The organism is Bradyrhizobium sp. B120 (assembly GCF_049075665.1).
GTDB lineage: Bacteria > Pseudomonadota > Alphaproteobacteria > Rhizobiales > Xanthobacteraceae > Bradyrhizobium.
Map to the genome: position 1 here is coordinate 2,763,274 of NZ_CP185242.1, position 25,717 is coordinate 2,788,990.

General features: G+C 65.3%; 19 protein-coding genes. 7 read left to right on the forward strand and 12 right to left on the reverse strand.

From position 1 onward, the window contains the following. The first annotated feature begins 16 nt into the window (after positions 1-16). Both ACOIX3_RS12620 and ACOIX3_RS12625 read left to right on the forward strand, forming a co-directional pair. Entirely contained in the window at positions 17-3,118 is a 3,102-nt protein-coding gene (locus ACOIX3_RS12620) for a multidrug efflux RND transporter permease subunit (RefSeq protein ID WP_420970146.1), read from the forward strand. 191 nt (positions 3,119-3,309) lie between these two features. Beyond that, positions 3,310-4,053, forward strand: coding sequence for a hypothetical protein (locus ACOIX3_RS12625; RefSeq protein WP_420970147.1), 744 nt, complete (start codon positions 3,310-3,312; stop codon positions 4,051-4,053). A 249-nt stretch (positions 4,054-4,302) separates the two neighbouring features. Here the strand turns inward: ACOIX3_RS12625 and ACOIX3_RS12630 are convergent, their stop codons facing one another. The 12 genes from ACOIX3_RS12630 to ACOIX3_RS12685 form a co-directional block, all read right to left on the reverse strand. Further along, positions 4,303-5,193 (reverse strand): ABC transporter permease, encoded by an 891-nt coding sequence (locus ACOIX3_RS12630; RefSeq protein WP_420970149.1) that lies wholly within the window; start codon positions 5,191-5,193, stop codon positions 4,303-4,305. A gap of 4 nt (positions 5,194-5,197) precedes the next feature. Further along, positions 5,198-6,139, reverse strand: coding sequence for an ABC transporter permease (locus ACOIX3_RS12635; protein WP_420970150.1), 942 nt, complete (start codon positions 6,137-6,139; stop codon positions 5,198-5,200). Positions 6,140-6,170: 31 nt separating this feature from the next. Next, positions 6,171-7,682: an ABC transporter substrate-binding protein gene (locus ACOIX3_RS12640; protein ID WP_420970151.1), complete on the reverse strand. Its 1,512-nt coding sequence runs from the start codon at positions 7,680-7,682 to the stop codon at positions 6,171-6,173. Between the two features lie 33 nt (positions 7,683-7,715). After that, positions 7,716-8,798, reverse strand: a complete 1,083-nt coding sequence (locus ACOIX3_RS12645) for an ABC transporter ATP-binding protein (protein WP_420970152.1) — start codon at positions 8,796-8,798, stop codon at positions 7,716-7,718. 175 nt (positions 8,799-8,973) lie between these two features. Next, a complete protein-coding gene (locus tag ACOIX3_RS12650; protein WP_092124993.1) occupies positions 8,974-9,963 on the reverse strand; it encodes an ABC transporter ATP-binding protein in 990 nt (329 codons plus the stop codon). Then, complete coding sequence (locus ACOIX3_RS12655; RefSeq protein ID WP_420970153.1) at positions 9,960-10,670, reverse strand: DUF1028 domain-containing protein; 711 nt, start codon at positions 10,668-10,670, stop codon at positions 9,960-9,962. The genes ACOIX3_RS12650 and ACOIX3_RS12655 overlap by 4 nt, the downstream gene beginning before the upstream one ends. A 9-nt stretch (positions 10,671-10,679) precedes the next feature. After that, entirely contained in the window at positions 10,680-12,485 is a 1,806-nt protein-coding gene (locus tag ACOIX3_RS12660) for a gamma-glutamyltransferase family protein (RefSeq protein WP_420970154.1), read from the reverse strand. A 100-nt stretch (positions 12,486-12,585) separates the two neighbouring features. Then, positions 12,586-13,581: an ABC transporter ATP-binding protein gene (locus ACOIX3_RS12665; RefSeq protein WP_420970155.1), complete on the reverse strand. Its 996-nt coding sequence runs from the start codon at positions 13,579-13,581 to the stop codon at positions 12,586-12,588. After that, a complete protein-coding gene (locus tag ACOIX3_RS12670) occupies positions 13,578-14,561 on the reverse strand; it encodes an ABC transporter ATP-binding protein (RefSeq protein WP_420970157.1) in 984 nt (327 codons plus the stop codon). Before ACOIX3_RS12670 ends, ACOIX3_RS12665 begins: the two co-directional genes overlap by 4 nt. Further along, positions 14,558-15,523, reverse strand: coding sequence for an ABC transporter permease (locus ACOIX3_RS12675; protein ID WP_420970158.1), 966 nt, complete (start codon positions 15,521-15,523; stop codon positions 14,558-14,560). The genes ACOIX3_RS12670 and ACOIX3_RS12675 overlap by 4 nt, the downstream gene beginning before the upstream one ends. Positions 15,524-15,534: 11 nt before the next feature. Then, positions 15,535-16,515, reverse strand: coding sequence for an ABC transporter permease (locus ACOIX3_RS12680; protein WP_420970159.1), 981 nt, complete (start codon positions 16,513-16,515; stop codon positions 15,535-15,537). 105 nt (positions 16,516-16,620) lie between these two features. Then, positions 16,621-18,219: an ABC transporter substrate-binding protein gene (locus ACOIX3_RS12685; protein ID WP_420970160.1), complete on the reverse strand. Its 1,599-nt coding sequence runs from the start codon at positions 18,217-18,219 to the stop codon at positions 16,621-16,623. A 398-nt stretch (positions 18,220-18,617) separates the two neighbouring features. Here ACOIX3_RS12685 and ACOIX3_RS12690 point away from each other — a divergent pair, with 398 nt between their 5' ends. The 5 genes from ACOIX3_RS12690 to ACOIX3_RS12710 all read left to right on the forward strand — a co-directional run bounded on the left by ACOIX3_RS12690 (position 18,618) and on the right by ACOIX3_RS12710 (position 25,690). Further along, a complete protein-coding gene (locus tag ACOIX3_RS12690) occupies positions 18,618-18,872 on the forward strand; it encodes a DUF6489 family protein (protein WP_038383850.1) in 255 nt (84 codons plus the stop codon). 65 nt (positions 18,873-18,937) lie between these two features. Continuing rightward, entirely contained in the window at positions 18,938-19,672 is a 735-nt protein-coding gene (locus ACOIX3_RS12695) for an esterase/lipase family protein (protein ID WP_420971721.1), read from the forward strand. A 59-nt stretch (positions 19,673-19,731) separates the two neighbouring features. Continuing rightward, positions 19,732-21,282, forward strand: a complete 1,551-nt coding sequence (locus ACOIX3_RS12700) for a WS/DGAT/MGAT family O-acyltransferase (RefSeq protein ID WP_092125003.1) — start codon at positions 19,732-19,734, stop codon at positions 21,280-21,282. Between the two features lie 11 nt (positions 21,283-21,293). Beyond that, positions 21,294-22,289 (forward strand): alpha/beta fold hydrolase, encoded by a 996-nt coding sequence (locus tag ACOIX3_RS12705; protein ID WP_420970161.1) that lies wholly within the window; start codon positions 21,294-21,296, stop codon positions 22,287-22,289. Positions 22,290-22,456: 167 nt separating this feature from the next. Then, positions 22,457-25,690 (forward strand): bifunctional cytochrome P450/NADPH--P450 reductase, encoded by a 3,234-nt coding sequence (locus ACOIX3_RS12710; protein WP_420970162.1) that lies wholly within the window; start codon positions 22,457-22,459, stop codon positions 25,688-25,690. The last annotated feature ends 27 nt before the right edge of the window (positions 25,691-25,717 follow it).

Genomic DNA, 25,717 nt, shown 5'->3' on the forward strand with positions numbered 1-25,717 from the left:
ACGAATCGAGTTGGCGATGGCCTTCACTGATATTTTCATCAAGCGCCCGGTGCTGTCGGTCGTCGTCAGCCTGCTGATCCTCTTGATCGGCTTGCGCGCGGCGATGGTGCTGCCGATCCGGCAATATCCGAACCTGTCGAATACCGTCGTGACGATCACGACGTCATATCCCGGCGCGTCGCCCGAGCTGATCAACGGCTTCATCACGACGCCGATCGAGCAGGCCGTCGCTTCGGCCGAAGGCGTCGACTACATGACGTCGAACTCGGTGCTCGGCACCTCGACGATCCAGGTCTACGTCAAGCTCAATCACGATCCGAACCAGGCGTTGACCGAAGTGCTCGCCAAGGTCAATTCGGTCAAATATCTGATCCCGAAGGAAGCCTTCGATCCGGTCGTGAGCAAGGCGACCGGCGACACCATCGCCGTGATGTATCTCGGCTTCTCCAGCGAGGAGCTGACCGGATCGGCGATCTCGGACTATCTGACCCGCGTCGTGCAGCCGGTGCTCTCGACGGTCGACGGCGTCGCGTCGGCCGACATTCTGGGCGGTCAGACCTTTGCGATGCGTGTCTGGCTCGATCCGAACCGGATGGCCGGACGCGGCGTGTCGCCCAACGACGTCGCCGCTGCGATCGCCGCCAACAACTTCCAGGCGGCCGCCGGCCAGACCAAGGGCTTCTTCATCGTCTCGAACGTCTCGGCCAATACCGACCTTCAGAACATCGATCAGTTCAAGCGGATGATCGTGAAGGCGAAGGACGGCGGCTTCGTGCGCATCGAGGACATCGCGACGGTGGAGCTCGCGGCGCAGTCGACCGACGCCAGCGTCGCCTTCAACGGCGAGCATGCGATCTTCATCGGCATCAAGGCGACGCCGCAAGGCAATCCGCTGACCCTGGTGAAGGGCGTGCGCGCGCTGTTCCCTGACCTCGAGCGCAACCTGCCGCCGTCGATGAAGATGAAGGTGGCCTACGACTCCACCAAGTTCATCCAATCGTCGATCGACGAGGTCGAGAAGACGCTGACCGAAGCGGTCCTGATCGTCGTCGTCGTCATCTTCCTGTTCCTGGCGTCGCTGCGGTCGGTGATCATCCCCGTCGTCACCATTCCGCTGTCGCTGATCGGCGTCTGCATCCTGATGCTGGCCGCAGGCTTCAGCTTCAACCTCTTGACGCTGCTGGCGATGGTGCTGGCGATCGGCCTCGTGGTCGACGACGCCATCGTGGTGGTGGAGAACATCCATCGACATCTCGAGGAGGGCCTGCCACCAGTTCAGGCATCGCTGAAAGGTGCGCGCGAGATCGTGGGACCGGTCGTCTCGATGACGATCACGCTCGCGGCGGTGTACGCGCCGATCGGCTTCCTCGGTGGCGTGACCGGCACGCTGTTCCGCGAATTCGCCTTCACGCTGGCGGGCTCGGTGATCGTGTCGGGCGTGATCGCGCTGACGCTGTCGCCGATGATGTGCTCGGTGTTCCTGAAGAGCGCGGAAGAGGGACGTTTCGCCAGGCTGGTCAATCGCGTGTTCGGCGCGTTGACGCGTGCCTATGGCCGCCAGCTCGACCGTTCGCTCGACTACCGCCCGATCACGGCGCTGTTCGCCGTGACCATCCTCGGTCTGGTCGGCTTCCTCTATATGCACATCCAGAAGGAGCTGGCGCCGCAGGAAGACCAGGGCATCGTGTTCGCGGTGACCAAGGCGCCGAAATACGCCAACATCGACTACATCGATTTCTACGGCGACAAGATGGACAAGGAGTTCCAGAAGTTCCCCGAGACCGACCTGCGGTTCATCCTGAACGGCATCACCGGTCCGCAGGGCGGCTTCGCCGGCATGCTGCTCAAGCCGTGGGATGAGCGCAAGCGCTCGGCCCAGGCGCTGCAGCCGCTGGTGCAGGCCGAGCTGTCGAAGATCGAGGGCGTCAGCGCGTTCGCGTTCAGCCTGCCGCCGTTGCCCGGCGGACCCGGCGGTCTGCCGGTGCAGATGGTGATCTCATCGACGGCCGGATTCCAGCAGGTGTTCGACCAGATGAGCAAGCTGAAGGATGCCGCGCGCAAGAGCGGCCTGTTCATCGTCACCGACAGTGACCTCGACTTCAACCAGCCGGTGGTCCGGGTGAAGGTCGATCGCTCCAAGGCGAGCGACCTCGGCATCACCATGCAGTCGATCGGTGGTGCGCTGGCGACGCTGCTGGGCGGCAACTATGTCAACCGCTTCAACCTGGAAGGACGCTCCTATCAGGTGATCCCGCAGGTGCCGCGCGTCAGCCGGCTCGCGCCGGAATCGTTCGACAACTTCTACGTCCCGACCGCGACCGGGCAGCTGGTGCGGTTGTCGACCGTGGTTGCGGTCGAGACCGGCGTCGATCCGAACGCGCTGACCCACTACAACCAGCTCAACTCGTCAACCTTCCAGGCGGTGCCGATGCCCGGCGTCTCGATGGGGCAGGCGGTCGAGTTCCTGCAGGGTGAAGCCAAGAAGCTGCCGTCCGGCTTCAGCTACGACTTCCTGGCCGACTCCCGGCAGTACGTCCACGAAGGCAACCAGCTGCTGGTCACCTTCGCGTTCGCCATCATCATCATCTTCCTGGTGCTGGCGGCGCAGTTCGAGAGCCTGCGCGATCCGTTCGTGATCATGATCAGCGTGCCGATGGCGATCGTCGGCGCCTTGATCCCGCTGTTCTTCGGCGTCGCCACCATGAACATCTACACCCAGGTGGGCCTGCTGACGCTGGTCGGACTGATCACCAAGCACGGCATCCTGATGGTGGAGTTCGCCAACGAGCTGCAGCTCAAGGAGGGACTGGACCGCCGCTCGGCGATCGAGATGTCGGCCCGGATTCGTCTGCGTCCGATCCTGATGACGACGGCGGCCATGGTCACCGGCCTGCTGCCGCTGCTCACCGCCTCGGGTGCCGGCGCTGCCAGCCGCTTCTCGATCGGGCTCGTGGTCGTCGCCGGCATGACGATCGGCACGCTGTTCACCCTGTTCGTGCTGCCGGCCGTCTACATGACGATTGCGACCGACCACCAGGCCGCGGCCCGGTCCGAGCGCGCCAAGCAGATCGCCGACTACGAACTCGACGGCCGCGAGGGCGCACTGAAACCGACCTGAGCCCTCCAAGCTCATGCTCGCAGCAAAGGCGGCACTGGCGAAAGCCACTGCCGCCTTTTCTTTGTCCCGCGAACGCCTTGCCGATGGGCGTGCCGAAGACTGCTGGCTTCACGCGTTTTCTTCACGCGAACCGGAAGACCACTTCGCTCGAAACCGCTATGCTCGCCTCACAAGATCTGGAGGAAACAGGCATGGCGAGCGAATTTGCGGCGGGCAATTACCGGTTCATTCCGGCCGTGTTCCAATATTCAAGCGGTGCGCAGGCGAACGCCGGCTATGAGATCGAGCGGGTGCGCTTCGATCGCCTGTTGCCACTGGCGGAAGGGTTTACGCGCATTGCGGCCTACATCAAGGACGCCGGCCGGCCGCTGACCTCGTTCTGCGCCTGCGAACTGCGTTCGCCGGCCGCCTTTACCGAGGACGGCTTCCGCGCCTTCAACCAGCACTACGTCAAGACGCTCGCCGAATGGGGCCTGTTCGACGGCACCATCAATCCGGTGGCGCGCAGCAATGTCTGTCCCGAGATCGATCCGCCGGCCGAGCCGTCGTTTTACGCGTTCTCGTTCACGCGGCCGAGTACGAGCACGTCGCCGTCCTTCGTGATCGCGGGCGGCGCCGAGGCCCGCAGCGGCACTGCCAGCTACCCCGACCGCATCGTCTGCTACCGCGATCTCAGCCCCGGCGCGTGGCGGGAGAAGGTCCGCTTCACCGCCGGTGAGATGGAGCGCCGTCTTGCTGAGTTCAGCTTCGGCTGGCAGGAGACGACCGCGGTGCAGGCTTACACCGTGCACGACATCCATCCCGTGATCGTCGACGAGCTGGTCCGCCGCGGCGCCACGCGCTCCGGCCTGACCTGGCACTTCTGCCGCCCGCCGGTCGTCGATCTCGAATACGAGATGGATTGCCGGCGCGTGCTGCGCGAGGTGGTGATTTAGCTCTTGCCGTCATTGCGAGGAGCGAAGCGACGAAGCAATCCATAGCTCCGCATGCTCGGCGACGATGGATTGCTTCGCTTCGCTCGCAATGACGCGAACATGGAGGGACGCGACTATCCCCGTCATCCTGAGGTGCGAGCGAAGCGAGCCTCGAAGGATGCATGGCCACCAGGCGGGCCGTTCATCCTTCGAGACGCGCTGCGCGCTCCTCAGGATGACGGGGAGAGAGAGCCGGCCGCTTCCGTTACATCACCGCGCCTTCGGATCCAGCGCGTCACGCAGGCCGTCGCCGACCAGGTTGAACGACAGCACGACCAGAAAGATCGCAAGTCCCGGCCAGATCGCCATCCATGGCGCGGTGGTCAGGAAGCGCTGCGCGGCGTTGAGCATGCTGCCCCAGGACGGCGCCGGCGGCTGCTGGCCGAGGCCGAGGAAGGACAGCGCGGCCTCGGCAATGATCGCGGCGGCGATCGACAGCGTGGCCTGCACCAGCAGTGCCGGCAGGATGTTGGGCAGGATGTGGACCAGCGCGATGCGCCAGCGCGGGTTGCCCATGGCGCGCGCCGCCTCGACATAGTCCTCGACCTTGACGTTCATCACCTGGCCGCGGGTCAGGCGGATGAAGATCGGGGTCGCCGAGACGCCGATCGCGATCATCGCATTGCCGAGGCTCGGCCCGAGGAACGCGGCAAGCGCGATCGCCAGGATCAGGAACGGGCAGGCCAGCATCGCATCGGTGATGCGGCTGATCAGCGCGTCGATGAAGCCGCCGCGGTAGCCGGCGAGCAGCCCGAGCGGCACGCCGATCGCAAGCGCGATGCTGACCGAGATGACGCCGGCAAGCAGCGAGGCGCGGGCGCCGAACACGACGCGCGCGAGCACGTCGCGGCCGAGTTCATCGGTGCCGAACCAGTGCTGCATCGACGGCGCCTTGCGGACCAGCGACCAGCTGGTCGCGATCGGATCATAGGGCACGATCAGCGGCGCGAAGACGGCGAGCAGGATGAAGAGCGCGATCACGGTAAGCCCGAGCACGGCGCCCTTGCGCCGGACCAGCCGCCGGCCGGCGCGCCGTGCCGGGCTCTCCAGCGTCTCGGCGGCGGCAAGCGAAGCTGATGTGCTGAGTACGGCGTCGGTCATCCAGTCAGTTCCTCAGCCGCGGATTGACGAGGATGTAGGCGATGTCGGCGATCAGGTTGAGCGTGATATAGATCGTCGCCGTTGTCAGCACCACGCCCTGCACGACCGCATAGTCGCGGTTGAACACGGCATCGACGATCAGCTTGCCGAAGCCCGGGATCGAGAATATCTGCTCGGTGAGCACCGCACCCGACAGCAGCGTGCCGAGCTCGAGCGCGCCGAGCGTGATGATCGGCGTCAGCGCGTTGCGCATCGCATGCTTGAGGATCACCGTGCGCTCGGACAGGCCCTTGGCGCGCGCGGTGCGGACATAGTCGCTCTCGAGCACCTGCAGCATGGCGCTTCGTGTATGCCGCATCAGGACCGCGGCGATCGCATTGCCGAGCACGAAGGCCGGCATGACGGATGCGGCGAGGCTCGCGCGCCAGTTTTCGCTGAGCGGCACGTAGCCGGAGGCCGGCAGCCAGCCGAGTTCGACGGAGAACAGGAAGATCAGCATGATGCCGAGCCAGAAATTCGGCGTCGAGATACCCCACAGCGCGAACAGATTGGCGCCGTAATCCCAGGCGGTGCCTTTCTTCACCGCCGAGATGATGCCGGCGGGAATGCCGATCAGGAAGGCGACCACGATCGCCATGCCGGCGATTTGCATCGTAACCGGCAGCTTCTGCGCGATCAGGCTCGACACCGGCATCTTGTTGCGCAGGGACTCGCCGAAGTCGCCCATCACCACGCCCTTGACCCAATAGGCATATTGCACCGGGATCGATCGATCCAGGTGGTATTGCTGGCGGATCTGTTCGATGACGGCCGGATCGCGCTCCTCGCCGGCCATCACGAGTGCCGGATCACCGGGCAGCAGGTGTTGCAGCGAGAAGATCAGGAGCGAGACGAAGAACAGCGTCGGGACCAGCTGAACCAGCCGCTTGGCGAGGAAGTTCAGCATCGTCGGCCCCGCGTGCCCTGCGCTGTGTCGATCATTTCAATTTCAGCCCGACCACGCGCACCAATCCATCCGGCATCTGCCGGTAACCCTCGACCTTGGTGGTGTGCGCGATCAGGAGTGTGCGGTGATAGATGTAGATGATAGGCTCGTCGTTGAGCACGATCTTGGTCATCTTCTCGTAGATCGCCTTGCGCTGGGTTGGATCGTTGATCAGCCGCGCATCTTCCATCAGCTTGTCGGCTTCCGCGTTGGAATAGCCGCCGTCGTTCTGCGGCGCCTTGGTGTGCAGGAAGACATAGGAATTGCCGTCAGGATCGATCCGGCCGCTCCAGTTGATCTGAAACACCTGAAACTCGCCGGCTTGGGCCTGCTTGAAAGTCGTCGCAAATTCGACCACGCGGATCTTGATGTCGAAGCCCGCTTCGGCCGCCATAGACTGCACGACCTGGGCCACGGCTTCGTTCTCGGCCCCTTTGGGGACCATGTAGTCGATGGCGACGGGCAGTGTGACGCCGGCCTCCTTCAGCAGCGCCTTGGCCTTGGCAACGTCGCGTCCACGAACCGGAAACGCCTTCTGATAGTAGGGATGTACCGGGCTGACCCATTGATTGCCCGGCGTGAACTCGCCGTTGAAGACGACCTGGTTGAGCGCCTCGCGGTCAATCGACAGGTCGAGCGCCTGGCGCACCTTTTCCGACTGGCTGAGCGGCCCCTTGCTCTTGTCGTTGCCGATGTTGATGGTGAGGCCGAGATAGCCGAGTTCGGGTGCGGTCGACAGCACGAGCCGCTTGTCGGCGCGGACGTCCTTGATGTCGGTGGCGAGCACGCGCTCGATCAGATCGAGCCCGCCGGACTTCAGATTGGCGAGCCGCACCGTGGCATCGACGATGGGAAGGAACACGATGCGATCGATGAAGATGTTATCCTTGTTCCAGTAATCGGCAAATTTCTCGAACACCATGCGGTCCTGCTGCACGCGTTCGACGAACTTGTAGGGACCGGCGCAGACCGGATGCAGCCCGAATTTGTCGCCCGCTTCCTTCACCGCCTTCGGCGAGACCATCATGCCGGCGCGGTCGGTCAACTGGGCGATCAGCGGCGAGTAGGGCGTCTTGAGCACCAGTTTGATAGTCAGGGGATCGACGACGTCGACATGGTCGAGTGCGGCCAGTTCGGGTTTGCGAAACGAGGTCGGCAGCGTGAGATGGCGCTCCAGCGAGAATTTGGCGGCTTCGGCGTCGAACGGCTCACCGTCGTGGAACTTGACGCCCGGCCGGAGCTTGATCGTCATCTCCTTGCCGTCGGCCGAGTTCTCGTAGGACAGCGCGAGCTGCGGGACGATGTTCAGCTTCTCGTCAATGTCGAACAGCTTGTCGCAGAAGGCCGAAAAGACGATGCGGCCGACATAGGTGCGTCCGATCGAAGGATCGAGGATATCGGGATCCTCGGCGAGCCCGATGCGAAGCGTGGTCTCGGCACGCGCGCTCGTTCCGCACCAGGTCACGAGGGCCGCCATCAGGACCGCCAAGCGCCAAAATCTCATCGCCAACCCCTTAATCCCCTGCGCATTTGTTCCTTACGAAATAACCCCGGGCCGCCCCGAGGCTTCCGCCGCATTGAACGCCGCCACCAGCTTTTCCAGTGTCGGTGAGAACCCGCCATCGGACGGCACGATCGCCTCCGCGCCGGGCAGCTCGCCCGTTCGGTGACAGGCCGTTGCATATCCGGTGCCATCTTCGCGCAATCGCGGCACTTCGCTGCGGCAGCGCGCGATCACATAGGGGCAGCGGGTATGGAAGCGGCAGCCGGACGGCGGATTGAGCGCGCTCGGCAGCTCGCCCTCCAGCACGATGCGGCTGCGCCTGGCGCGCGGCTTCGGCACCGGGATCGCCGACAACAGCGCGCGGCTATAGGGATGGCGCGGGGCGGCGAACAGCGCCTGCGCCTCCGCCGTCTCGACGATGGTGCCGAGATTCATCACGGCGACACGGTCGGCGATGTGTTTGACGACGGCGAGATCGTGCGAGACGAAGATGTACGCAAGCTTCAGGCGATCCTGCAGGTCGCGCAGCAAATTCAGGATCTGCGAGCGGATCGAGACGTCGAGCGCCGACACCGGCTCGTCGCAGATGATCAGCTTCGGCTCGACTGCGAGCGCGCGAGCAATCGCGATGCGCTGACGTTGGCCGCCGGAGAATTCATGGGGATAGCGGCGCGCAAAGCGCGGCTCGAGCCCGACCAGGCGCAACAGCTCCTCGACCCGCTCGCGGCGGCCCGCCGCCGGGACCAGATTGTGCAGCGCCAGCGGCTCGGTCAGGATCTGGCTCACCGTCATGCGCGGATTGAGCGAAGCGTAGGGGTCCTGGAAGATCAGCTGCGCGTCGCGGCGGAACGCGCGCAATTGATCGGCGTTGAGCGCGCCGAGGTCACGGCCTTCGAAGGTGACGCGGCCAGCGTCCGGCTCGATCAGCCGCAGCACCAAGCGGCTGACGGTTGATTTGCCGCAGCCGGATTCGCCGACCAGGGCCAGCGTCTTGCCGGCCTCGACCGTGAAGCTGACGCCGTCGACCGCCTTCACGTAAGCGGTCGGCCGTCCGAACACCGAGCGTTCGGCGACGAAATGCTTCACCAGCCCTTCGACTTCGAGCAGTGCAGTCATTGGCGTGGCATCCGGCTGTCGTGTCCCGGGCGCAGTGCAACGCGAAGTTTTGCACTGCTGAACCGGGACCCATGTCGGCCATCGGATGCAGCGGGCCCCGGTTCAGCGGTGCACCACTGCGCTGCGCTTGTGCTGCACCGCGCCCGGGGCACGAGAAGTGTGAGTGTGGCGACGGTCATGATACCAGCCGCTCCAGCGGCGCGCGGATGCAGCGCGAGGCGTGGGTCGCGCTCAGCAGCGCGAGCGGTGGCGGCGACCGGGTGCAGGCATCCTCGACGAACGGGCAGCGCGCGGCGAAGCGGCATCCCGCCGGCGGATTTGCCATGTTCGGCACCATGCCCTCGATCGTGGCGAGATGGCTGGTGCGGCGGTCGAGCCGCGGGATCGAGCCGAGCAGGCCGACCGTGTAGGGATGCTGCGGATTGGCAAACAGCTCGTCGACCGGCGCGCGCTCGACGATCTCGCCCGCATACATCACCGCGACCTCGTCGCAGACCTCGGCGACGACGCCGAGATCGTGGGTGATCAGGATGATCGCAGCGCCGCTGGCGGCCTTCAGCTCGCGCATCAGATCGAGGATCTGGGCCTGCAGCGTGACGTCAAGCGCGGTGGTCGGCTCGTCGGCGATCAGCAGCTGCGGATCGCAGGCCAGCGCCATCGCGATCATCACGCGCTGGCGCATGCCGCCGGAGAGCTTGTGCGGATATTCGTCGATGCGCTTCTCGGGTGAGGGAATATGGACGCGGCGCAGCAGCTCGATGGTGCGTTCGCGCGCCGCGCGCCGCGAGCCGCCACGGTGGCGCAATATCGTCTCGGCGATCTGGTCGCCGATCGTGAAGCTCGGGTTGAGCGAAGTCATCGGCTCCTGGAAGATCATCGCGAGGCGATTGCCGCGCAGGTCGCGCAGCGTCGCATCCGGCACGTCGAGCAGGTCGAAGCCGTCGAAGCGGATCGCGCCGGAGACCGCGGCAGATTGTTTCGGCAACAGGCCCATGATCGCGAGCGAGGTGACGCTCTTGCCGCAACCGGACTCGCCGACCAGGCCGAGCGTGGCGCCATTGGCGACGGAAAGATCGACGCTGTCGACGGCATGCGTCACGCGGCCGTCGTCGCCGTGGAAGGTGACGCGCAGGCCCTCGATCTCGATCAGCGGGCCGGCGGTCATGCGCGGCTCTTGGATGCCGCTGCGATGCCGGCCTCGATCCTGGCGCGGTCGCTGATTCCGGCCGGGTTGTCGCGGGTCGGCATGAAGGTGCGGAACGGCACCCAGTGTTCGCGGCTGACCGCTTCCAGCCGTTCCAACTCGCGCAGGGGATCGGCGTGGTCGTCGACCCGCAGGTCGAGCAACGGCCATTGCTCGGTGCCGTGGATCAGAAGGGCCGCCGATTGCTTGCCGCGCTTGTCGCCGCCGGCCGCCTCGCCGGCGAACATCGCCTTGATGAGCCGCTCCGCGAACGGGAGCTTCTCGTTCGCGGCATAGACGCGCGCGGTCTCGTCGAGCACGGCGGGCCCGGCCAGCATGTTGCCGGCGATCGAGAAGCCGTCGCCGGCGATATGGCCGAACCAGTCGATGCAATCCTTGCCGGAATGCGCGGCGATCCGGCCCTTGGCGTCCATGACGTGCACCTGCCGGCTCTCACGGCCGCCGTCGGGCGCGAGCAGCGCCGCGATCGCCTCATGCGGGCTCCTGCCGTCGCGCAGCAGCGCGAGGCCGTCGATGCCGTAGTAGGGATTGACCAGCGCCTGCGTCGCGATGGCGCCGATCCCGGGTGCAATGTGCGGCACCAGCGCGCCGACCGCGAAGAACCGCGTCGCGACGGCGATGCCGAGCTGGCCGGTGGCGCTGTCGCGGGCGATGATCGACCAGGTCATCCGAAACCTCTAGCGGCCCGCGGCGTAACCCTGCATGCCGCGCGGGTTGGCGGCGGCGCGGCGGCGGGGGCCGACCTTCGAGGCCGCGGTGAGGCGGCCTTCCGACCAATCGGGTCCAATCTCGACCACATGGCCGCGACGTTTCAACTCGTCGGTGGTCGATTTCGGCACGCGATTTTCCAGCACCAGCACACCGGGGCGCGAGGTGCGCGGCCAGAACGAGATCGGGAAATGCTCGGAGTGCCAGGCCGGCGCGTCGATCGCCTCCTGCAAATTGAGCTTGGCGTGGACATGGCGCAGGAAGAACTGCGTGATCCACTGATCCTGCTGGTCGCCGCCCGGGGAGCCCCAGGAGAGATACGGCTCGCCGTCGCGCAGCGCCATGGTCGGCGACAGCGTGGTGCGCGGCCGCTTGCCCGGCGCCAGCGAGGCCGGGTGGTTTTCTTCCAGCCAGAACATCTGGGCGCGGCTGCCGAGGCAGAAGCCGATCTCGGGAATCACAGGCGAGGATTGCAGCCAGCCGCCGGACGGCGTCGCCGAGATCATGTTGCCGGCCTTGTCGATGATGTCGAAATGCACGGTATCGCCGCGCACCTCGCCGAACCGGCCGACCGTCGGCTCGCCCGCGCCCATGGCGCCGACCGCCTCGCGATGCCCTTCGGCGTGCCGCAGCTTCACGACGCCGCCGAAACCTGTGACCGAGCCGGGGCGGAAGTCGAGCGACGCCTTGTCTTTCGAGATCAGCTTGCGCCGTTCGTTGTTGTAGGCATCGGACAGCAGCGTTTCGATCGGGATGTCGGCGAACTTCGGATCGCCGTAGAACGTCTCGCGATCGGCATAGGCGAGCTTGGCGGCTTCGATCTGCAAGTGGATGAAGTCGGGGCCTGCGGGGTCGAGCCCGTCGAGCTCGAAACCCTTCAGCAGCGCGAGCTGCTGCAGCATCACCGGACCCTGGCTCCAGACGCCGCATTTCTGCACGCTGTAGCGGCCGTAATCGTAGGTCAGCGGCGCTTCAATGGTCGGCTGCCAGCGCGCCATGTCGTCGGCCGACAGCACGCCGCGATGCGGCGAGCCGGAGACGTCCATCACCTCCTGGGTGCGGCAGAATCTGTCGATCGCCTCGGCGACGAAGCCTTTCGACCAGGCCTGCCGCGCGCGCTCGATCTGTGCGACGCGGTCGCTACCGGCGCTCTCCGCCTCGGCCAGGATGCGTGCATAGGTCTCGGCGAGCTTCTTGTTGGTAAAGAGGGTGCCGGGCTTCGGCACTTCGCCGTTGGGCAGATAGACGTCGGCCGACGTGGACCAGTATTTCCGGAACAGCTGCTCGACGGTCTTGATGGTAGCCGACGCGCGCTCGACCAGCGGATGGCCGTCGCGGGCATAGGCGATCGCGGGCTCCAGCACGTCGCGCAGCTTCATCGTGCCGTAGTCGCGCAGCAGCAGCATCCAGGTTTCGAACGTGCCGGGCACGCAGGCGGCGAGCAGGCCGGTGCCAGGCACCATTTCGAGGCCCTCGCTGCGATAATGCGCAATCGTCGCTTTCGCCGGCGCCGGTCCCTGGCCGCAGATCACTTCGGTCTTGCCGCGCTTGACGTCGTGCACGATGAGCGGGACGTCGCCGCCGGGGCCGTTCAGATGCGGCTCGACCACCTGCAACGTGAACGCCGCGGCAACGCCGGCGTCGAAGGCGTTGCCGCCTTTCTCCAACGCCGCCATGCCGACGGCGGTCGCGATCCAGTGGGTCGAGGTGACGACGCCGAAGGTGCCTTCGATCTCGGGCCTTGTGGTGAACGGATCGGGATTGACGTTGCTCATGGGGCTGCGCTTCCGGCTAGGTCTTGTGGCGCGCGCACTTGATCACAGGCCGGCTGGTATGCCAACCGCTTGGTGGACATGGCCGCTCCCATCCGCGTGATCATGCCGGAACGGCGGCGGCAGGGCTGTTGACGGCGTGGCAGGCGACGCCGTCGATCAGTTCCGGCGCCTTCTCGCGGCAGAGATCGAAGGCGAGGGGACAGCGCGGATTGAACGCGCAGCCCCGCGGCGGATCGATCGGGTTCGGAATCTCGCCCTTGACCGGGATGCGCTGGCGGCCGGACATCGCAAGGTCCGGAACCGCGCCGAGCAGCATCTTGGTGTAGGGCATCCGCGGGTTCTCGAACAATTTCCGGCCCTCGGCGATCTCGACGATGCGGCCGAGATACATCACGCCGATTCTCGTCGCCATGTGGCGGACGACCGCGAGATTGTGGCTGATGAAGAGATAGGTCAGGCCGAACTTGTCCTGCAGGTCGCGCATCAGATTGAGGATCTGCGCTTGCACCGAGACGTCGAGCGCCGAGGTCGGCTCGTCGCAGACGATGAACTCGGCTTCCGACGCCAGTGCGCGGGCGATCGCGATGCGCTGGCGCTGGCCGCCGGAAAATTCGTGCGGGAATTTTTGGCCGTCGTCGGGGTGCAGGCCGACCAGCGAGAGCAGGTCGCCGACCCGGGCCTTGATGTCGCGTTCGCCCTCGATCAGGTCGAAGGCGCGGATCGGCTCGGCGACGACGGCGGCGACCCGGTAGCGCGGATTGAGGCTGGCATAGGGGTCCTGAAAGACCATCTGGATGCGCCTGCGCAGCCGGCGGCGCGCCTGCGCCTGCCGCGGATCGGTCATCGAGACGCCGTCGATGACGACTTCGCCCGAGCTCGGCGGCAACAGGCCGACGACCATGCGCGCAACCGTGGTCTTGCCGGAGCCGGATTCGCCGACCAGCGCAAACGTCTCGCCGCGCTTGATGTCGAAGCTGACGCCGTCGACGGCCTTGAGGAATTCGAGATGGCCGCCTTCGATCACGCGGTTGAGCCACGGCTTGGAGACGTCGAAGACGCGGCGCAGGTTCTTGACCTCGATCAATGTCCCGCTCATGCCGCCGTCTCCTTCGCCGGCTCGAACAGATGGCAGGCGACCGATTGGGTGCCCTGCCGGATCGGCTCGGGGCGTTCGACGCGGCAGCGATCGAAGACAAACGCACAGCGCGGATTGAACGGGCAGCCCGCCGGGATCGCCGACAGCCGCGGCATCGAGCCCGGGATCTGCACCAGGCGCTTGTCCTCTCCGGCGAGCGTCGGGATCGCTCCCATCAAGCCCCTGGCGTAAGGATGCAGCGGGTTGCGCACCACCTCCTGCACCGGGCCGATCTCGGCGATGCGGCCGGAATACATCACCGCGACGCGGTCGCAGGTCTCGGCGATCACGCCCATGTCGTGGGTCACCAGCATCACAGCGGTGCCGTGGTCGCGGCCGAGCCGCTTGATCAGCGCGATGATCTGCGCCTGCACCGAGACGTCGAGCGCGGTGGTCGGCTCGTCGGCGATGATCAGCTCGGGCTCGGCGCAGATCGCAAGCGCGATCACGACGCGCTGGCGCATGCCGCCGGAGAACTCGTGCGGGTAGCCGTCGATGCGCTTTTCCGGCGCGGGGATGCCGACCTCTGCCAGCAGATCGATGGCGCGCCGGCGCGCGGCGCTTTCGCTCAGATTGGTGTGGGTGCGAATCGTCTCGATGATCTGGTCGCCGATCCGGTAGAGCGGATTGAGGCTGGTCAGCGGATCCTGGAAGATCATGCCGATCCGCTTGCCCCTGATGCGCCGGATCTCCTCCGGCGGAAGATGATCGATCCGGGTGCCCGACAGCTCGATCTGGCCGCCGCAGATGCGGCCGGGCGGATCGATCAGCCCGATCACCGCAAGGCCGGTGACCGATTTGCCGGCGCCGGACTCGCCGACCACGCCGAGCACCTCGCCCTTGGCGATGTCGAACGACACGCCGTTGATGGCGCGCAAGGTCGCGCGGCGGGTGACGAATTCCACCTCGAGATTGCGCACCGAGAGGACAGGCTGGGTCATCGGAGCCTTGGGTTCAACGCGTCGCGCAGCCAGTCGCCGAGCAGATTGATGGAGAGGATGAGGCCGGCAAGGGCAATGCCCGGGAAGGCGACGATCCACCATTCGCCGGCAAACAGATAGTTGTTGCCGATCCGGATCAGGGTGCCGAGCGAGGGCATGGTGTCGGGCATGCCGGCGCCGAGGAACGACAGTGTCGCCTCGGTGATGATCGCAAGCGCGAGGTTGATGGTGGCGATGACCAGGATCGGGCCCATCGTGTTCGGCAGCACGTGCCGCAGCATGATCTTCGGTGCCGGCAGGCCGATCAGCTGCGCTGCTGCCACATAATCCTTGTTCTTCTCGACCATGACCGAGCCGCGCACGGTGCGGGCATATTGCACCCAGAAACTGAGGCCGATCGCGATGATCAGCACGCCGAACGTGCTCATCTCGTCGAGCCGGTTGCCGAGCAGCGATTTGGCGACACCGTTGACCAGGAGCGCGATCAGGATCGCCGGGAAGGTGAGCTGGACGTCGGCGATCCGCATGATCACGCTGTCGACCACGCCGCCGAAGTAACCGGCGACCAGCCCGAGGGCGATCCCGAGTGCGCCGGCGAACACGACGCCGGCGAGGCCGACCGCAAGCGAGATGCGCAGGCCGTAGAGGATCGCCGAGAGCACGTCGCGGCCCTGCTCGTCGGTGCCGAGCAGGAACGGGCTCTGGCCGTCGGCGGTCCATAGCGGCGCGATCCGCGAGTTGATCAGCTGCAGTTGCGCCGGATCGAACGGGTTTTGCACCGCAAGCCATGACGCGAAGATCGCCAGCAGGAAGAACAACAGCGTGATCACGGCGGCGACCATCGTCAGCCTGGAGCGGCGGAACGAATAGAGGATGTCGCTGTCGAGCGCGCGCCTGAACCAGCCGGCAGCAGGTGCCTGCGGGTGAGCTTCGGAGCGATGGGGGACGACGGCGTCGGACATCGGTCAGACCCTCACGTCGCGCGGCCGACGGTCGAGCGCAAGCGCGGATCGACCACGGTGTAGAGGATATCGACCACGAGATTGATGGTGACGAAGATCAGCGAGACCATCAACAGATACGCGGCCATGATCGGGATATCGACGTTTTGCACGGCCTGCACGAACAGAAGCCCCATGCCCGGCCATTGGAACACGGTTTCGGTGATGATCGAGAAAGCAATAACCGAGCCAAACTGCAGGCCGGCCACCGTGATCACCGGAACCAGGGTGTTCTTCAGCGCATGGCCGAAATGGATCGCGCGCGTGGTCAGCCCGCGGGCGCGGGCAAAGCGGATATAGTCGGTCCGCAGCACTTCCAGCATTTCGGCGCGCACCAGCCGCATGATCAGGGTCATCTGGAACAATCCGAGCGTGATCGCCGGCATGATCAGCGCCTTCAGCCCGGAGACGGTGAGCAGCCCGGTGGTCCACCAGCCGAGCTTCACCACCTCGCCGCGGCCGAAGGAGGGCAGCCAGCCCAAGGTCACGGCGAACAGATAGATCAGGAGGATGCCGATCAGGAAGGTCGGCAGCGAAATGCCGATCAGCGATACCGCCTGGAATAATTTGGCGAGCACGGTGTCGCGGCGCAGCGCCGAGTAGACCCCCATCAGGATGCCGGCGACCATCGCGAACAGCGTGGCGCAGATCGCAAGCTCCAGCGTCGCCGGCAGCCGTTCCGCCAGCAGCGAGGAGACCGGCAGGCGGAACTGGTAGGACACGCCGAACTTGAACTGCAGCGCATTGATGAAATAGCGGCCGAACTGCACCAGCACCGAATCATCCAGGCCGAGCGCGCGCCGGATTTCAGCGCGCTGCGCGGCCGAGGTGTCGATCGAGACGATCTGGCTCACCGGATCGCCGGCGAAGCGGAACATCGCGAACGCAATGACGCCGACGGCGAGCATCACGCCGATCGCCTGCAGCACGCGGCGAAGAGTGAAAGCGAGCATCTCTACCTTTCACTGCTTTTGACATCCGGCGCGCGCGGCTTTGCGCGGCCGGAAACCGAGAGGTCCCGGAAGCCTGCGCTTCCGGGACCCAATTCGCTGCAACCGCTATTCACCTTGCTTGGTCGCCCAGTAGAGCAGCACCTGGTTGTCCGCGCGCTGGGTCAATTTGACCTTTTTCGACACGCCCCACACCAGCGGTTGCTGATGCAGCGGAATGTAGCCGTAATCCTTGATGACGATCTCGTAGGCCTGCTTGATCAACTGGTCGCGCTTGGCCGTGTCGCTCTCGATCAGGACCTTGTCGGTGAGCGCGTCGACTTCCTTGTTGCAATAGCCGCCGAGATTGGCCTCGCCCCGGGTCGAATCTTTCGGATCGTCACGGCAGCCGAGGATGTCGTGCAGCACGTTGTGCGAGTCCGACGTCGCGGGCGTCCAGCCCAGCATGAAGAACGAGGTCTGGTAGCCGCCGGGCTTCAGCACCTTGCCGAAATACTGCGCTTTCGGTTGCGCCAGCAGGTTCACCTTGACGCCGATGCGGGCCAGCATGCCGACCACCGCCTGGCAGATCGCAGCGTCGTTGACGTAGCGGTCGTTCGGGCAATCCATCGTGACTTCGAAGCCGTTCGGATAGCCGGCCTCGGCCAGCAGCTTCTTGGCGCCATCGGGATCGAGCTTCGGCCGGGTGAACTCCTTCGACAGCGGATAGAGTTCGGGCGCGATCATCAGGGTCGAGGGCGTCGACATGCCGCGCATGACGCGGGTCTTGATCAGGTCGACGTCGATCGTCTTGTAGAAGGCTTCGCGGACCTTGATGTCCTTGAACGGATTCTTGCCCTTGACGTTGGAGTACAGCAGCTCATCGCGCGCCATGTCCATGCCGATGAAGATGGTGCGGATCTCCGGCGCGGTCATGACGGTGGCGACGCCGCTGGAATTGACGCGCTGGATGTCCTGCAGCGGAACCGGTTCGATGACATCGACTTCGCCCGAGAGCAGCGCGGCAACGCGGGTGGCGTCGGAGCCGATCGGGGTGAAGATGATCTCCTGGAGATTATGCTCGGGCTTGCGCCAATAGCCGGGAAACGCCTTGAACACGGTCTTCACGCCGGGCTGGTGGCTCTCGATCGTGAAGGGGCCGGTGCCGTTCTCGTGCAGCGCCGCGTAGCTCGGCGTGGTCGCGGAGGCCGGCGTCGGTGCGACGGCGTTGTTCTCCTCGCACCACTTCTTGTCCATGATGTACCAGCTATCCCACTGCGAGGTCAGGATGGGATTGGGCGAGTCCAGCGTCACGTCGACCGTGTAGTCGTCGACCTTGGTGAACTTGGCGTCGGCCGGGACGTTGCTGAGGAAATTGGAGCCCTTGGCGCGGACGCGGTCGGCGGAGAACAGCACGTCGTCGGCGGTGAAAGGATCGCCGTTGTGGAATTTCACGCCCTTGCGCAGATGGAAGCGCCATTTGGTCGGGCTCAGCGTCTCCCAGCTTTCCGCCAGCGCTGGGATGATCTTGAGGTCCTTGTCGCGCGCGGTGAGGCCCTCGTAGACGTGGGCGTGGTGCGCGATCGTCGTGGTTTCCTTCAGCGTGTAAGGATCCAGCGACTTCAGCTCGCCCTGATTGGCATATTTCAGCGTCTGGGCCGATGCCGGCAAGGCAAGGGCAACCAGCGCGACGGCAGTCGCCGCAAACAAACTCCAACGTACCGACATGTGATCCCGCGTCCCCGTTTTTGTCCGCCGGCTGCTTTGTCCGGCTGGTATTATTGATGCATGTTGCCAGAGTTTACCGGCCGCGCAAGCGCGATTTCCCAAAGGGTTAATCGCCTCGCGCGGGTGCAGCGCAATGAATGCGACAGGAGAGTAGGCGGTTGGTGCGGGCGCCTGACATTCGACTTTCGGCGTGCTGCTTGCCGATTGCCGGAATGATCGCCGGCGCGCCGGCAGATGCCGGTCCCGCCAAACGGTTTGGAGCCGTCGTTCCAAACGGTTTGGTTGACCATAACGGATGATTGAGGCCGACTATCCATCGGGGCAGGTACGGCTCGCTTGCGTGACCGACCCCGTCCCGGCGATACTGAGGCGGGCCAGGCGCATTTGAGGAGGCGGATATGAAGGTCAACGTCGAGATAGATTGTACGCCCCTTGAAGCGCGGCAGTTCTTCGGCCTGCCGGACGTGGCACCGATGCAGAACGCGGTGATGGACAGGCTGCAGCAGCAGATGCTGTCGAACATCGAGAAGGTTTCGCCGGAAGCGTTGCTGCAAAGCTGGTTCACCTTCGATCCCAAGCTCGCCGAGCGCTTCCAGGACATGTTCGTGACGATGGCCGGCCTCGGCGGCATGGGCAAAAAGGACAAGAAATAGTGGCGGCCGCGAAAGGGAGCGTTGATGCGACCGAACGCCGGTTGCGTCCACCCAGCCTGTTCCTGATGCTGGCGGAAGCGCGCGGCGTGCTCGAGCTGAATTCGAGCCTGCTGCTGTCGCCGCTGCTGATGCAGGCGCCGAAGGGCGACGGTCATCCGGTGCTGGCGCTGCCCGGCTTCCTCGCCAGCGACCTTTCGATGGCGCCGATGCGGCGCTATCTGAAGGAGCTCGGCTATGACGCCTATGCCTGGAACATGGGCCGCAATTTCGGCGGCATCTCCAGCAGGCGGAGTGCGCTGCGCGACCTGCTGAAACGGGTCCATGAGGCGTCGGGGCGCAAGGTCTCGATCATCGGCTGGAGCCTCGGCGGCGTTTATGCGCGCGACCTGGCGTCGCAGATGCCGGAGCTGGTGCGCTCCATCATCACGCTGGGCAGCCCGTTCGCCGACGATATCCGCGCCACCAATGCGACCCGGCTGTACGAACTGCTGTCCGGCGAGGCGGTGGACGATATTCCCGAAATTCGCGCGGCGATCGCCGGCGACATGCCGGTGCCGGCAACCTCGATCTACTCCCGCACCGACGGCATCGTGAACTGGCAGACCTCGCGGGTGCGGCCGTCGGCGACCGCCGAGAACATCGAGGTGCATTTCGCCAGCCATATCGGCCTCGGCGTCAACCCCGCGGCGCTGTGGGCGATCGCGGACCGGCTGGCACAGCCGGAAGGGGAGTTCCGGCATTTTAACCGCTCGGGCCCCTTTGCCATTGCCTATCGGCCGGCAGAACAGGCACTATCCTAACCAGACGACGAGAAGCGCCGCCAAAGGCGCCCGCGTGAGTTGGCTCTCGGGAGGAAATCATGAGCGACGCCAAAAAGCTGTCCTCGCTGGACGCATCGTTTCTGTATCTGGAAACGCCGGAAATGCCGATGCATGTCGGCAGCATGGCGATCTTCCGGCTGCCCGACGGCTACAAGGGCGACTTCTTCGAGGAGTTCAAGGCGATGATCGCCTCGCGGCTGCACGTCGCGCCGATCCTCAAGGCGCGCCTGCAGAAGGCACCGCTCGACATCGATCACCCGTCCTGGGTCGAGGACGACCAGTTCGACATCGACCGCCACATCTTCCGCGCCAGCCTGCCTGCGCCGCGCGACCGCGCGACGCTGGAGCGCATCGTCGGCTGGATGCACGCCAAGCTGTTGAACCGCGCCCGCCCGCTCTGGGAGTTCTACGTCTTCGAGGGCATGAAGGACAACGAGATCGGGCTCTATTCCAAGATGCACCACGCCTGCATCGACGGCGGCGCCGGCGCGGCGCTGACCAGCATGATCTACGACCTGACGCCGGTGCCGCGGCAGATCGAGCCGCCGAGCGCGAAAAAAGTCGCGCCGGAGCCGCGCGACATCGCGGCCAATTTGATCGACGCCTATCAGCAGCTCTGGACCCAGCCGTTCGAGGCGGCCGCCACCGCGCAAAAGAGCCTGGAACTGCCGCGCTCGGGCAAGAGCGACCTCGGCTCGATCCTGTTTGACAATGCCATGTTCCAGATCGAGAGCGCGGTGAAGTTCGCGGGCTCCATGCCGACCGTGCTCAAGAGCCTGTCCGACGTGGTCGCCAAGATCGCCGATCCGAGGTCGCGCGAGAGCCTGCAAGCGATGTCCTCGCCGCCGACCATCCTCAACAAGGCGATCTCGTCGGAGCGCAGCTTTGCCGGCACCTCGATCTCCCTGTCGCGCGCCAAGGCGCTGGCGAAGGCATCGGGCGGCAAGCTCAACGACGTCGTGCTGGCGCTCGCCTCGGGCGTGGTGCGGCGCTATCTGATCAGCCAGGGCGCGCTGCCGAACAAGTCGCTGACCGCAGGCGTGCCGATCTCGCTGCGCGAGGAAGGCAACGCCGAATCGAACAACCAGGTGTTCGGCATGATCTGTTCGATCGCGACCGACGTCGAGGATCCGAAGAAGCGGCTCGAAACCATCATCGCGCAATCCACCAAGTCCAAGGAGATGTCGCATCCGCTGCGCGCCCTGGTGCCGCAGGTTTCCAACATTTCGCTCTTGGGCGCCCCGATCGTGGTGCAGATCATGGCGCTGCTGTACAGCCGCTCCGACCTGTCGAACGTGCTGCCGCCGGCCACCAACATCACAGTGTCGAACGTGCCGGGGCCGCGGCAGACGCTGTACGCGGCTGGCGCAGAGCTGCTGCACATCTTCCCGGTCTCGATCTCGACCCACGGGATCGCGCTCAACATCACCGTGCAGAGCTACCGCGATCAGCTCGATTTCGGCTTCATCGTCGGTGCCAACATCATTCCCCATGTGCAGGTGATGTGCGACATGCTGCCGCTCGAATTCGATGCACTCGAGGCGGCATTCGCGCCTCCGCCTGCCGACATCAAGGGCGCGGCCGAATAGGATTTCCCTCCATGATCGACATGCCACCGCTGCAGTTCGCCGAGACCAACGGCATCCGCATGGGGTTCTACGAAGCCGGCCCCAGCACTGACACGCCGCCGGTCGTGCTGTGCCACGGCTGGCCTGAATTGGCGTTCTCCTGGCGCCACCAGATCAAGGCGCTGGGCGAGGCCGGCATCCGGGTGATCGCCCCGGATCAGCGCGGCTATGGCGCGACCGACCGGCCGGAACCGGTCGAAGCCTACGACATGGAGCACCTGACCGGCGATCTCGTCGGCCTGCTCGACCATCTCAAGATCGACAAGGCGATCTTCGTCGGTCACGACTGGGGCGGCTTTGTCGTCTGGCAGATGCCGCTCAGGCATCATCAGCGGGTTGCCGGCGTCGTCGGCGTCAACACGCCGCATCTGAACCGCGCGCCGATGGATCCGATCGCGCTGTTCCGCCAGCGCTTCGGCGACCAGATGTACATCGTCCAGTTCCAGGATCCGGCGCGCGAGCCCGACCGCATCTTCGGCAGCCGCGTGGAGCAGACCTTCGATGCCTTCATGCGCAAGCCGGCGGCCCGCCCCGCGGGCACGCCGGAGGAACAGCCGATCGCCGGCGTCGGCGCCTCGGCGCGGCTCAACCTGGCGTTCCCGCAGATGATCGCGAACTACGACGCCAAGCACGATCCGCGGACGCCGATCCTGTCGGCCGAGGAGAAGAAGGTGTTCGTCGACACCTTCACCAAGACCGGCTTCACCGGCGGCATTAACTGGTATCGCAACTTCACCCGCAACTGGGAACGTTCGGCGGGGCTGGACCACAATGTGCGGGTGCCGTCGCTGATGATCATGGCCGAGAACGACGCGGTGCTGCCGCCCTCGGCCGCCGACGGCATGGAGAAGCTGGTGCCGGACCTCGAAAAATATCTGGTCCACGACAGCGGCCATTGGACACAGCAGGAAAAGCCGGACGAGGTCAGCGCCAAGCTGATCGAGTGGCGTAGAAAGCGGTTTGGGTGACGATAAGAGTTCGTCATTCCGGGGCGCGCGCAGCGCGAGCCCGGAATCCATAACCACGATCGGGAGTATGGATTCCGGGCCTGCGCCTCGCGGCGCATCCTCAGGTGCGCAATTGCGCACCGGGGAATGACTGATGAGTTTGAGGCTACACGGGGGGCACTTCCGAGATGGCATCCGGCAACAGACTGAGTCCGATCCCGCATCCGCCGACGAAGCCGGTGGTCGGCAACATGCTGTCGCTGGATTCGGCCGCGCCGGTGCAGCATCTCGTCAAGCTCTCCAAGGAGCTCGGGCCGATCTTCTGGCTCGACATGATGGGTGCGCCGCTCGTGATCGTCTCCGGTCACGATCTGGTCGACGAGCTCTCCGACGAGAAGCGCTTCGACAAGGCGGTGCGCGGCTCGCTGCGCCGGGTGCGCGCGGTCGGCGGCGACGGGCTGTTCACCGCCGACACCAAGGAGCCGAACTGGAGCAAGGCGCACAACATCCTGATGCAGCCGTTCGGCAACCGCGCCATGCAGTCGTATCACCCGAGCATGGTCGATATCGCCGAGCAGCTGGTCAAGAAATGGGAGCGCCTCAACGCCGACGAGGAGATCGAGGTCGTCCACGACATGACGGCGCTGACCCTCGACACCATCGGACTGTGCGGCTTCGACTACCGCTTCAATTCGTTCTATCGCCGCGATTACCACCCTTTCGTGGAATCGCTGGTGCGCTCGCTCGAAACCATCATGATGACCCGCGGCCTGCCGCTCGAGGGTCTGTGGATGCAGAAGCGGCGCAAGACGCTGACCGACGACGTCGGCTTCATGAACAAGATGGTCGACGAGATCATCGCCGAGCGGCGCGGCAATACCGACGTGACCAGTGACAAGAAGGACATGCTGGCCGCGATGATGACCGGCGTCGACCGTGCCACCGGCGAGCAGCTCGACGACGTCAACATCCGCTACCAGATCAACACCTTCCTGATCGCCGGCCATGAGACCACCAGCGGCCTGTTGTCGTGCACGATCTATGCGCTGTTGAAGCATCCCGAGGTGCTGAAGAAGGCCTATGAGGAGGTCGATCGCGTCCTCGGTCCCGATGTCGATGCGAGGCCGACCTATCAGCAGGTGACGCAGCTCACCTACATCACCCAATGCCTGAAGGAAGCGCTGCGGCTGTGGCCGCCGGCGCCGGCTTACGGCATCGCTCCGCTCAACGATGAGACGATCGGCGGCAAGTACAAGCTGAAGAAGAACACCTTCATCACCATCCTGGTGATGGCGCTGCATCGCGATCCCTCGGTGTGGGGCCCGAACCCTGATGCGTTCGATCCCGAGAATTTCAGCCGCGAGGCGGAGGCCAAGCGGCCGATCAACGCCTGGAAGCCGTTCGGCAACGGCCAGCGCGCCTGTATCGGCCGCGGCTTTGCCATGCACGAGGCGGCGCTCGCGATCGGCATGATCCTGCAGCGCTTCAAGCTGCTCGACGTGCATCGCTACCAGATGCATCTGAAGGAGACGCTGACCGTCAAGCCGGACGGCTTCAGGATCAAGGTGCGGCCGCGCGACGACAGGGAGCGCGGCGCGTTCGCTGGCAGCACGGGCGCGGTTGCGGCAGCGCCGAAGGCACCGCGCGCGCCGACCACGCGTCCCGGCCACAACACCCCGATGCTGGTGCTCTACGGCTCCAACCTCGGCTCCGCCGAGGAGCTGGCGACCCGCATGGCCGATCTTTCGGAGATCAATGGCTTCTCGGTGCGGCTTGGCCCGCTGGACGACTATGTCGGCAAGCTGCCGGAGGAGGGCGGCGTCCTGATCATCTGCGCCTCCTACAATGGCGCGGCGCCCGACAATGCGACGCAATTCGTCAAATGGCTCGAAAGCGATCTGCCGAAGGACGCTTTCGCCAAGGTGCGCTACGCGGTGTTCGGCTGCGGCAACAGCGATTGGGCGGCGACCTACCAGTCGGTGCCGCGTTTCATCGACGAGCAATTGACCAAGCATGGCGCGCGCGCGGTCTATCCGCGCGGCGAGGGCGATGCGCGCAGCGATCTCGACGGCCAGTTCCAGAAATGGTTCCCGGAGGCCGCGAAGGTCGCGACCAAGGAGTTCGGCATCGACTGGAATTTCACCCGCACCGCCGAGGACGAGCCGCTCTATGCGATCGAGCCGGTAGCGCAGGGCGCGGTCAACACCATCGTGACGCAGGGCGGCGCGGTGCCGATGAAGGTGCTCGCCAACAACGAGCTGCAGAACAAGGAAGGCGCCCATCCGTCGGAACGCTCGACCCGGCATATCGAGGTCGAGCTGCCGGCCAATCTTAGATATCGCGTCGGCGATCATCTCAGCGTGGTCCCGCGCAACGATCCGACCCTGGTCGATTCCGTCGCGCGCCGGTTCGGCTTCCTGCCGGCCGACCAGATCCGCCTGCAAGTCTCGGAAGGCCGCCGCGCGCAACTGCCGGTCGGCAACGCCGTGTCGGTCGGGCGGCTGCTCACCGAGTTCGTCGAGCTGCAGCAGGTCGCGACCCGCAAGCAGATCCAGATCATGGCCGAGCACACCCGCTGCCCGGTGACCAAGCCGAAGCTGATGGCCTATGTCAGCGACGACGAGGCCTCCGCCGGACGTTATCGCGCCGAGGTGCTCGCCAGGCGCAAATCGGTGTTCGACCTGCTCGAGGAATATCCGGCCTGCGAGCTGCCGTTCCACCTCTACCTCGAAATGCTGTCGCTGCTGGCGCCGCGCTATTACTCGATCTCGTCGTCTCCGGCGGGCGAGGCGCAGCGCTGCAGCGTCACCGTGGGCGTCGTGGAAGCGCCGGCGAGCTCCGGCCGCGGCATCTACAGAGGGGTCTGCTCGAACTATCTGGCGCGCCGCCGCGCCAGCGACACCGTCCACGCCACCATCAAGGAGACCAAGGCCGGCTTCCGCCTGCCTGACGACAACGCCGTGCCGATCATCATGATCGGGCCGGGTACCGGGCTCGCACCGTTCCGCGGCTTCCTGCAGGAGCGCGCCGCGCGCAAGGCGCAGGGCGCGACGCTGGGCCCCGCGATGCTGTTCTTCGGCTGCCGCCATCCGGAGCAGGACTTCATCTATTCGGACGAGCTGAAGGCGTTCGCCGCCGATGGCGTCGCTGAACTCAACACCGCCTTCTCGCGCGCCGACGGGCCCAAGACCTATGTGCAGCACCTCGTCGCCGCACAGAAAGACAAGGTCTGGGAGCTGATCCAGAAGGGTGCAATCGTCTATGTCTGCGGCGATGGCGGCAAGATGGAGCCCGACGTCAAGGCGACCCTGATGTCGATCTATCGCGAGCGCACCGGAGCCGACACTGACGCTGCCGCGCGTTGGATCGAGGAGATGGGCACCAGGAACCGCTACGTGCTTGACGTCTGGGCTGGTGGGTAGCCTTACGCTTTCGTAGCCCGGATGGAG

What these genes read in the sequence shown, in the direction of transcription:
- ACOIX3_RS12710 (WP_420970162.1), top strand. Translation starts at nt 22,457, where the DNA reads ATGGCATCCGGCAACAGACTGAGTCCGATCCCGCATCCGCCGACGAAG.
- ACOIX3_RS12685 (WP_420970160.1), bottom strand. Translation starts at nt 18,219, where the DNA reads ATGTCGGTACGTTGGAGTTTGTTTGCGGCGACTGCCGTCGCGCTGGTT.
- ACOIX3_RS12670 (WP_420970157.1), bottom strand. Translation starts at nt 14,561, where the DNA reads ATGACCCAGCCTGTCCTCTCGGTGCGCAATCTCGAGGTGGAATTCGTC.
- ACOIX3_RS12625 (WP_420970147.1), top strand. Translation starts at nt 3,310, where the DNA reads ATGGCGAGCGAATTTGCGGCGGGCAATTACCGGTTCATTCCGGCCGTG.
- ACOIX3_RS12650 (WP_092124993.1), bottom strand. Translation starts at nt 9,963, where the DNA reads ATGACCGCCGGCCCGCTGATCGAGATCGAGGGCCTGCGCGTCACCTTC.
- ACOIX3_RS12620 (WP_420970146.1), top strand. Translation starts at nt 17, where the DNA reads ATGGCCTTCACTGATATTTTCATCAAGCGCCCGGTGCTGTCGGTCGTC.
- ACOIX3_RS12635 (WP_420970150.1), bottom strand. Translation starts at nt 6,139, where the DNA reads ATGCTGAACTTCCTCGCCAAGCGGCTGGTTCAGCTGGTCCCGACGCTG.
- ACOIX3_RS12640 (WP_420970151.1), bottom strand. Translation starts at nt 7,682, where the DNA reads ATGAGATTTTGGCGCTTGGCGGTCCTGATGGCGGCCCTCGTGACCTGG.
- ACOIX3_RS12680 (WP_420970159.1), bottom strand. Translation starts at nt 16,515, where the DNA reads ATGCTCGCTTTCACTCTTCGCCGCGTGCTGCAGGCGATCGGCGTGATG.
- ACOIX3_RS12700 (WP_092125003.1), top strand. Translation starts at nt 19,732, where the DNA reads ATGAGCGACGCCAAAAAGCTGTCCTCGCTGGACGCATCGTTTCTGTAT.
- ACOIX3_RS12705 (WP_420970161.1), top strand. Translation starts at nt 21,294, where the DNA reads ATGATCGACATGCCACCGCTGCAGTTCGCCGAGACCAACGGCATCCGC.
- ACOIX3_RS12630 (WP_420970149.1), bottom strand. Translation starts at nt 5,193, where the DNA reads ATGACCGACGCCGTACTCAGCACATCAGCTTCGCTTGCCGCCGCCGAG.
- ACOIX3_RS12655 (WP_420970153.1), bottom strand. Translation starts at nt 10,670, where the DNA reads ATGACCTGGTCGATCATCGCCCGCGACAGCGCCACCGGCCAGCTCGGC.
- ACOIX3_RS12645 (WP_420970152.1), bottom strand. Translation starts at nt 8,798, where the DNA reads ATGACTGCACTGCTCGAAGTCGAAGGGCTGGTGAAGCATTTCGTCGCC.
- ACOIX3_RS12665 (WP_420970155.1), bottom strand. Translation starts at nt 13,581, where the DNA reads ATGAGCGGGACATTGATCGAGGTCAAGAACCTGCGCCGCGTCTTCGAC.
- ACOIX3_RS12695 (WP_420971721.1), top strand. Translation starts at nt 18,938, where the DNA reads ATGCTGGCGGAAGCGCGCGGCGTGCTCGAGCTGAATTCGAGCCTGCTG.
- ACOIX3_RS12690 (WP_038383850.1), top strand. Translation starts at nt 18,618, where the DNA reads ATGAAGGTCAACGTCGAGATAGATTGTACGCCCCTTGAAGCGCGGCAG.
- ACOIX3_RS12660 (WP_420970154.1), bottom strand. Translation starts at nt 12,485, where the DNA reads ATGAGCAACGTCAATCCCGATCCGTTCACCACAAGGCCCGAGATCGAA.
- ACOIX3_RS12675 (WP_420970158.1), bottom strand. Translation starts at nt 15,523, where the DNA reads ATGTCCGACGCCGTCGTCCCCCATCGCTCCGAAGCTCACCCGCAGGCA.